Source organism: Thermoflexibacter ruber (assembly GCF_900113045.1).
Classification (GTDB): Bacteria; Bacteroidota; Bacteroidia; order Cytophagales; family Thermoflexibacteraceae; genus Thermoflexibacter; species Thermoflexibacter ruber.
Genome location: NZ_FONY01000027.1, coordinates 72,647 through 80,865, shown reverse-complemented (window position 1 = coordinate 80,865; position 8,219 = coordinate 72,647). Strand labels below are relative to the sequence as shown.

Below are 8,219 nucleotides of genomic sequence, written 5' to 3'. Positions count from 1 at the left end.
CCAAAAGTTTAGGAAATAATGCTAAGTAGTTCTTCTTGACTATTTTATACCAAGCCTTCTCAGAATCGCAAACCATTTGACCGACAAGATTTAGACAAATCACTTCACTATCCGAAAAAGTTGGTTTAGGTCCCGAACGTTCAACTAACTGACCGACTTCTTTGTAAATTTCATCTATAATGAAAAAAGTAAGGGTCAGAAAATCTGATAAATTTAACTCTTTTATATTATCTTTGAATACTGAATCAATTGCGATTTGGTGCATAGGTTATCTCTTTTTATGGTTGCACCTTAGAGATAACCTTTTTTACTGAAAATTCCAAACTAGCACAATCGGTATCCCGTAAATTACTACGATTAGTAAAATACGGGATATAAAAGTTAAGCTGATAAGCAAACACTACTCGTCCATAGCTACTCTAAATCCAAAAAATCCATCTTTTTCAGTTGGCAAGTTAGCATTACGAATAGTGATACGGTTGTCCTCGAAATAGTTTATCCATGAGCCACTGCGTTGTACGCGCAAGTTACCTTTAGCGGGACCCTGTGGATTTTCTACGGGGCTTTTCATGTAATAATCATGTAAGAACCAATCACTGCACCATTCCCAGACATTACCTGTCATGTCGTACAAGCCCAATTCATTCGGGTTTTTCGTACCTACAGGGTGGGTTTGCTTGTTGGAATTTTTATCATACCATGCTACTTCATCTATGTTCGCACTTCCTGCATATTTTAGGTTTTTTGATTTTTTTCCCCCTCGTGCCGCAAATTCCCATTCTGCCTCTGTGGGTAATCGGTATTTTTTTCCTGTTTTCTTAGAAAGCCAATCGCAGTAAGCTACCGCATCGTTCCAAGTTACATTCACAATAGGGTGCTTATCATTCCACCCCCAACTTGGAGCGGAAGGCATAGCTCGTTTAGTTGCTGTACAGAAGGCTTTGTATTGAGCAACAGTAACTTCATGTTTAGAAATGTAAAAATTTTTAACAGTAACTTTATGAGCGGGTTTTTCTTCATCCTCGGCAGTTTTAGCACTGTTTCCCATCGTAAATGTTCCCCCTTCTACAAGCACCATTTCGGGCATATCGGACTGAGCAAATAGTAACAGAGAGTATAAATTTAAAAGTAATAAAAATTTGATAAACAGTATTTTATACGTCATCTTTTTAGAATTTTCAAAAATTTTTAATATGAATAGTTCATAAAGTCCTTAGCAGAAAAATAACAAGCAAATTATTAACCACTTCCATTATGCAAAAATAATTTGCCTGAATTTTATTAACAAAATTTGCTAAGTTTGCGACTTCCTAATAAAAAAGAATTATTACTACAATCCAGTAAAACAATGCAATTTGATAGAAAAAATTATACTAATGAAACTTTAATCCATTTATATACAGCCCTTGTCAAGCCAAGAATGATAGAGGAAAAAATGTTGGTCTTGCTTAGGCAAGGAAAAATAACTAAGTGGTTTTCAGGCATTGGGCAAGAGGCGATTTCCGTAGGAAGTGCTTTGGCTTTGGCTGAGGACGAGTATATTTTGCCCATGCACCGCAATTTGGGCGTTTTTACAGTCCGTAATATGCCTTTTCATCAGCTTTTTGCTCAGTGGCAAGGGAAAAAATCAGGTTATACCAAAGGTCGCGACCGTTCTTTTCACTTTGGCTCTCAGGCACATCACATCGTAGGCATGATTTCGCATTTAGGACCTCAAATGGGCATCGCTGATGGCATAGCCTTAGCAAATCGCTTAAAGAAAGAAAAAAAAGCTACTTTGGTATTCACAGGCGACGGTGCTACTTCTGAAGGCGATTTTCATGAAGCGGTGAATGTGGCGGCAGTTTGGGACTTGCCCGTGCTTTTTGTGATTGAAAATAATGGCTATGGACTTTCCACTCCAAGCAGTGAGCAGTTCCGCTGTAAGCAAATGATAGACAAGGCAATAGGCTACGGAATAGAAGGAGTAAAAATAGATGGGAATAATGTGTTAGAGGTTTTTCATACGATTAAAGAATTGGCAGCGCAGATTCGTGAGCAACCTCGCCCTATTTTGGTGGAGGCTATGACTTTTCGTATGCGCGGGCATGAGGAAGCCTCTGGGACAAAGTATGTTCCCAAAGAACTTTTTGAAGAATGGAGTAAAAAAGACCCCATAGAACGCTATGAAAGCTACTTGAAAGAAATCAAGGTCTTAGATGAAAAATTGATTGAAAAAATCAGAGGAGAAATTAAACAAGAAATTGAGGAGGGTTTAGAAATTGTTTTCCCACAGCCTGACCCTACCCCTCATACAGAAGAAGAACTAAAAGATATGTATGCACCTTATCAACAGGTAGTTATATCTCCTTCTTCGGATAAAAAATCTAATAAACGCTTCATCAATGCCATTACTGAGGGATTAAGTATGGCAATGGAAAAACACGCAAACTTGGTACTTATGGGGCAGGACATCGCAGAGTACGGTGGTGCATTTAAAGTTACAGAGGGTTTTGTAGAAAAATTTGGGAAAGAAAGAGTAAGAAATACACCGCTTTGCGAATCTGCTATTATTGGAGCAGGTTTAGGGCTTTCTATCAATGGCTACAAGGCGATGGTCGAGATGCAATTTGCTGATTTTGTAACTTGTGGTTTTAATCAAATAGTCAATAACTTAGCCAAGATTCACTACCGTTGGGGACAGAATGCCGATGTGGTTGTGAGAATGCCTACAGGTGCAGGAGTAGCGGCGGGACCTTTTCATTCTCAGTCTAATGAGGCGTGGTTTTTCCACACGGCAGGACTAAAAATTGTCTATCCTTCTACCCCTTATGATGCCAAAGGTTTACTGCTTGCCGCTTTTGAAGACCCTAATCCATACTTATATTTTGAGCATAAGGCAATGTATCGCTCTTTGGCAGAGGATATTCCCGATGATTATTACACCATAGAAATAGGTAAGGCAAATTTAGTCAGCGAAGGTACGGATTTGTCCATAGTTACCTATGGCATGGGCGTACATTGGGCAAAACAGTTAGTAGAAGAACTGAGTATTTCTGCGGATATTTTAGACTTACGCACCCTGCTCCCTTGGGACAGAGAAGCGGTTGCACAAACGGTAAGTAAAACAGGAAAAGTTTTGGTCTGTCATGAAGACTGCCTGACAGGAGGCATAGGAGGAGAGATAGCCGCTTGGATTGCAGAACATTGCTTTGAGAAGTTAGATGCTCCCGTAATGCGAGAAGGAAGTTTGGATACAGCTGTTCCTTTTTCTCCTAACTTAGAAAATAATTTTCTGCCCAAGCAAAGAATACGAGAAAAACTAATCCAACTTAGTGCTTACTAAAAGAAACAAGCCCTATAAAGATTAGAACATCTTATAGGGCTGCTTTTTACACCTTTCCCCATTCTCCATTTACTAATCTCCAAATATTCAATGGATTAGAGGCTTGGAGTTCGCTTGGGAGTAGTTCGTCAGGGAAATTTTGGAAGGCTACAGGTCTTACAAATCGCTTAATCGCTCCTGTACCTACGGAGGTAAAGCGAGAGTCGGTAGTCGCTGGAAATACACCTCCATGTTGCATAGAATAGCAAACTTCTACCCCTGTCGGTACTCCATTGAAAACAATTCTACCCACTACCTCTCTAAGAGCATCTACTAAATCCTTGCTATTCAGCAATTCCTCTTTTTCTCCTATTACTGTAGCCGTGAGCTGACCAGCCAAAGATTGGATTACTTGTTGGATTTCTCCTTGGTGTTTGCATTTGACAATGAGAGCAAATGCTCCAAAAACTTCCTCATGCAAAGTTGGATTTTTCAAAAACTCTGTAGCATACACGGAGGCTAAGGTAGGCAAACCTTGCCCTTTGTCTGCGGGTGTGGAGGCTTCTGCTTCTACCTTCACGCCGTTTTGGGCAGATAAAATACGGCGTTGGCAGTCATAGTTAAAAGCAATGCCTTCATAAAGCATGGTAGCAGGTTTTGTATTGGTGATTTGTTGAGATAGTACAGCAATAAAATTTTCTAAATCAGCATTTTCCACCCCAATAAGTATGCCCGGTTTCGTACAGAACTGCCCCGCTCCCAAGGTGATAGACCCTGCAAACTGCGTGGCAATGCTCTCGCTTCTATGTTTAAGAGCATCGGGAAGCAAAATGACGGGATTGATGCTACCCATTTCTGCAAAAACAGGAATGGGGTTTTTTCGCTGATTAGCTAAGTCAAATAGAGCTTTACCTCCATGAAAAGACCCCGTAAAAGCTACTGCCTTGACGAGCGGGTGAAGCACCAAGTTTTTCCCCACATCTGCACTTTTCCCATGCAAGTGTCCAAAGATTTCTCTGGGTAAATTGCACTTTTCTAAGGCATTCCAGATAGCTTGAGCCACTAAGTTAGACGTTTCTGGGTGAGCTGGGTGGGCTTTGACTACTACCGTACACCCTGCCGCCAAAGCAGAAGCGGTATCTCCTCCTGCGGTAGAAAATGCCAAAGGGAAATTGCTCGCACCAAATACCACTATTGTACCCATAGGAATCAGCATTTTCCTAATATCAGGCTTAGGCAAGGGCTGGCGGTCTGGAATAGCAGTATCTATGCTTGCTTCTACCCAAGAACCCTCCTCAACCAAGGAGGCAAACAGACGCAACTGCCCCGTAGTTCGCCCTCGTTCGCCTGTAAGTCGTGCCTCAGGAAGATTAGACTCCTTAGAGGCTGTACTAATCAACTCATTTCCAAGTGCTTCTATTTCATCTGCTATTTTTCGCAATAATTGGGCTTTTTCTTTCCCGCCAAGATTTCTATACATCAAAAAAGCCTTGTGTGCTTTTTGTATAGTTTCATCTATTTCTACGGAAGTGGCATCTTTTATCATGTCAAAACATTGATTTTAGATATTAAAAAAAAATTATCATTTATTATACTGATTCATAGCCATACTTAGCCCCACTGTGCAGAAAGCAAGCGTAGCTTCTGCGGCTTTTTCTATCATCAAGTCCAATTCTTTTTGTTCCTCATAGTTAAACTTGCTCAATACGTATTCAACTTGCCTCCCTTTGGGGTAATTGTTTCCTATGCCAAAGCGCAGGCGAGGATAATTTTGCGTTTCCAAGGTTACTTCTATGTCCTTCAAACCATTATGTCCTGCACTTGAACCATTTGCCCTTAGACGAATTTTGCCAAAATCAATGGCTATGTCATCTACTATTGTAAGACTATTTTCTACAGGAATTTTCAATTCTCTCAGCCAATAATTTACTGCTTTCCCACTCAGATTCATGTAAGTTGTAGGTTTGATGAGCGTAATGCTTCTGCCTTTGTGTTTGATTTCTGCAAAAAAAGCATATCTTCCTGATTCAAAACTTACTTCAAACTGTCTGGCTAACTTATCCACTACCATAAAGCCTACATTGTGGCGAGTTTGTGCATACTCTTCCCCTATGTTCCCCAATCCAATGACTAAGTATTTCATTTATGAACTAACTTTTACAAACTTCTGATTCATCTTTATAACAAAGATAGGAGATAAAAATAGATATAAAAAAGTGATTTAAGGCTATTTTAAAATATTTTGAAGTCTAAAACTAAAAACCTACTCTTTACGTTTGCTATTTTGAAATTTCTTGCAAACCTTCAAAGATTTGCATTTTTGGAAAATTTCCTTGCATATTTGCCAATCATAAATTTTAATTTGTGATTATGTTTGAGTGTATGTTTTATGATTGTTGATTAAAATATGTGAAAGTTCATAATTCATAACTGGTAATCTTTACAACTAATTCATTCATAATGAAAAACTTGGTGATAGTAGAGTCGCCTGCAAAGGCAAAAACGATAGAGGGATACTTAGGCAAAGACTTTGTGGTCAAGTCAAGTTACGGACATGTGCGCGACCTGCCCAAAGACAACAATGCTATAGACATAAAAAATGGTTTTAAACCTATTTATGAGATTTCTGAAGATAAAAAAAGCCTAATCAATGAGTTATCTAAGTTGGTGAAGCAAGCAGAAACGGTTTGGTTGGCGACTGACGATGACCGCGAGGGAGAGGCAATTTCTTGGCATTTGAAAGAAACACTTGGCATTGACGATAAAAAAACAAAACGTATAGTTTTCAGGGAAATTACAAAGTCAGCCATCTTAAAAGCGATTGCGAATCCAAGACAAATCGATATGGATTTGGTGAATGCACAGCAAGCACGCAGAGTTTTAGACCGCTTAGTAGGTTTTGAGCTTTCGCCTGTGCTTTGGAAAAAGGTCAAAATGGGACTTTCCGCAGGGAGGGTGCAGTCTGTAGCAGTGCGTTTGGTAGTGGAAAGGGAAAGGGAAATCCAAAAATTCGTCCCTACTTCTTCTTATAAAATCAGTGCAAATTTTAACTTAGAAAAAGGGAAAAAATTAGAAGCAGAAGTGCCTCAAAAAATTGAAAAGCAAGAAGATGCTTTCAAGTTCTTACAAAAATGTATCGGGGCATCTTTCAAAATCTCCAATTTGGAGAAAAAGCCAGCCAAAAAATCCCCTGCCCCACCTTTTACGACTTCTACTTTGCAGCAAGAGGCAAGCCGAAAATTGTATTTTTCCGTTTCACAAACTATGGCTTTGGCACAAAAACTTTACGAAGCAGGACATATTTCTTACATGAGGACAGACTCCGTAAATCTTTCCGAAGACGCTATTCGTGGGGCAACTAATGCTATTGAACAAAGTTTTGGGAAGGAATACGTGGAGGTAAAAAGATTTAAAACTAAGTCGGAGTCAGCCCAAGAAGCACACGAGGCGATTCGCCCTACCAATTTTTCTGTGCAACAAGCAGGAAACGACCGCAACGAGCAACGCTTGTACGAGTTGATTTGGAAGCGTGCTATTGCCTCTCAAATGGCTGATGCTAAGTTAGAAAGAACGATTGCTACCATAGACATTACGCCTCAAAACCAAACCCAGCCTCTCCCAGAAAAATTGCAAGCCACAGGGGAAGTGATTTTGTTTGATGGTTTTTTGAAAGTATATATCGAGTCTTCTGATGATGAGGAAGATGAGGAACAGAAAGGAATGTTGCCACCGCTTACGATTGGGCAAATTTTGAATTTGGATTACATGAAGGCATTGGAGCGTTTTACTTATCCTAACCCACGTTATACTGAGGCAAGTTTGGTGAAAAAATTGGAAGAGATGGGCATTGGCAGACCTTCTACTTATGCCCCTACTATCTCGACTATTCAGCAAAGAGGCTATATCATCAAAGAATCCAGAGAAGGAAAAGAAAGAAAATACCAAGAACTGATTTTAAAAGGTGGGAAAATAGACACGCTGACCAAGACCGAAATCACAGGGACGGAGAAAATGAAACTCTTTCCTACGGATATAGCTATGCAAGTCAATGACTTCTTAGTCAATTACTTTTCTGATGTAGTCGATTATTCTTTTACTGCTACCGTAGAGGAAGAATTTGATAAAATAGCCAGTGGGAAAACTGAATGGGAAAAAATGATTGGCAATTTTTACAAAGATTTTCACCCCAAAGTGGAGCAGACCCAAAATCAAGCAGAAAGAGTATCGGTAAGCAGTACCCGCAAATTAGGAATTGACCCTAATACAGGCAAAGAAATCATTGCTAAATTGGGTCGCTATGGGGCTTACGTGCAGATAGGTGGAGAAGACGAAGCCAAACCTCAATACGCCAGCCTCAAAAAAGGGCAGCTCTTAGAAACCATCAGCTTAGAGGAAGCCTTAGAGCTTTTTAAGCTGCCAAGAGAAGTCGGGGAATACGAAGGATTGAAAATGATAGCGGCAATAGGTCGCTTTGGTCCCTACATCAAGCACGGGGATAAGTTTGTTTCCTTGAAAAAAGACCAAGACCCGCTCACTATCAGTGAAGCCGAAGCGATTGCTTTGATTGAGGAAAAACGCCAAGCAGATGCCCAAAAATACATCAAAGAGTTTCCTGAACGTCCTGATATCAAGGTACTCAATGGTAGGTTTGGAGCTTACATCTCGGCAGGCAACAAGAACGTAAAGATTCCTAAAGGCAAAATTCCTGCTGAACTGACCTTAGAGGAGTGCATTGCCTTGGTTGAGGCAACTCCCGAGAAAGCCAAAGGAGGAAAGTTTGCAAAGAAAACAGAACCCAAGAAAGAGGAAGCAAAGCCAAAGGCTGAGGGGAAAAAGACGGAAACTAAAACAACTGCAAGCAAAACAAAAACAAGCACAAATAAAAAGAAGTAAATCATAGATTGATAATCAATAT

At 40.0% G+C, this 8,219-nt stretch carries 6 protein-coding genes; 2 read left to right on the top strand and 4 right to left on the bottom strand.

What is annotated here, in order from left to right; all coding sequences use genetic code 11:
• Both BM141_RS14980 and BM141_RS14975 read right to left on the bottom strand, forming a co-directional pair.
• On the bottom strand, nt 1-265 hold a 265-nt coding region (locus BM141_RS14980), incomplete at its 3' end, for a hypothetical protein (RefSeq protein ID WP_091548072.1).
• A gap of 135 nt (nt 266-400) precedes the next feature.
• Nucleotides 401-1,165, bottom strand: a complete 765-nt coding sequence (locus BM141_RS14975; RefSeq protein ID WP_091548070.1) for a formylglycine-generating enzyme family protein — start codon at nt 1,163-1,165, stop codon at nt 401-403.
• Nucleotides 1,166-1,348: 183 nt separating this feature from the next.
• Between BM141_RS14975 and BM141_RS14970 the strand changes: the two genes are divergently transcribed.
• Nucleotides 1,349-3,325, top strand: coding sequence for an alpha-ketoacid dehydrogenase subunit alpha/beta (locus BM141_RS14970; protein WP_091548081.1), 1,977 nt, complete (start codon nt 1,349-1,351; stop codon nt 3,323-3,325).
• Nucleotides 3,326-3,371: 46 nt separating this feature from the next.
• On the opposite strand, the gene BM141_RS14965 is transcribed toward BM141_RS14970, so the two are convergent.
• Both BM141_RS14965 and pth read right to left on the bottom strand, forming a co-directional pair.
• The gene (locus BM141_RS14965) at nt 3,372-4,850 is read right to left on the bottom strand and encodes an aldehyde dehydrogenase (NADP(+)) (protein WP_091548068.1); all 1,479 of its coding nucleotides are present in this window, start codon (nt 4,848-4,850) and stop codon (nt 3,372-3,374) included.
• A 36-nt stretch (nt 4,851-4,886) separates the two neighbouring features.
• Nucleotides 4,887-5,447: an aminoacyl-tRNA hydrolase gene (pth, locus tag BM141_RS14960; RefSeq protein WP_091548066.1), complete on the bottom strand. Its 561-nt coding sequence runs from the start codon at nt 5,445-5,447 to the stop codon at nt 4,887-4,889.
• A gap of 314 nt (nt 5,448-5,761) precedes the next feature.
• On the opposite strand from pth, the gene topA reads away from it, so the two are divergent.
• Entirely contained in the window at nt 5,762-8,197 is a 2,436-nt protein-coding gene (gene topA, locus BM141_RS14955) for a type I DNA topoisomerase (protein ID WP_091548065.1), read from the top strand.
• The last annotated feature ends 22 nt before the right edge of the window (nt 8,198-8,219 follow it).